The sequence below is a fragment of the Aquabacterium sp. UBA2148 genome (assembly GCF_002328915.1).
Classification (GTDB): domain Bacteria; phylum Pseudomonadota; class Gammaproteobacteria; order Burkholderiales; family Burkholderiaceae_C; genus Aquabacterium; species Aquabacterium parvum.
This window is the reverse complement of the sequence record NZ_DCXA01000255.1, coordinates 8,150-8,582: the sequence shown is the minus strand read 5'-3', so window position 1 is coordinate 8,582 and position 433 is coordinate 8,150. Positions and strand designations below refer to the sequence as shown.

The 433-nt window shown below is 70.9% G+C and carries 1 pseudogene; it reads left to right on the top strand.

What is annotated here, in order from left to right:
- A pseudogene (locus B2W70_RS14260) lies at window positions 1-433 on the top strand (cytochrome c biogenesis protein ResB); the annotation flags it as partial.

Sequence of the window (433 nt, the reverse complement as noted above, 5' to 3'; positions counted from 1 at the left end):
GGCTCGTCGGTGCGGCTCAAGCCGCTGCGCCTGGATGCCGCGCCGGCGCAGGCTGCGGCCGAGTCGGTCGAGTCCACGGTGGGGCAAGCGCCGCAGGGGCTGCCTGCGCAGTGGTTCGAGCGCTCGGCGCAAGGGCCGCTGCAGCTGGAGGTCAGCAACCTGCGCATGATCAACGTGGAGAACCTGGCCGAGGCGCGCAGCGCGCAAGCCGCGGGCGAGGCAGCTGACGCCGCTTCGGGCAGCGCCACCGACACGCGTGGCGTCAACGTGGGCGAGCTCACCAAGCACCTGGGCTCTGGCGCCAAGTCGCCGGGCAACAAGGAGCTGGTCAACATCGGCCCGTCCATCACCTACAAGCTGCGCGACGGTGCCGGTCAGGCCCGCGAGTACCAGAACTTCATGGCGCCCGTGAAGCTCGACGGCCGCATGGTGT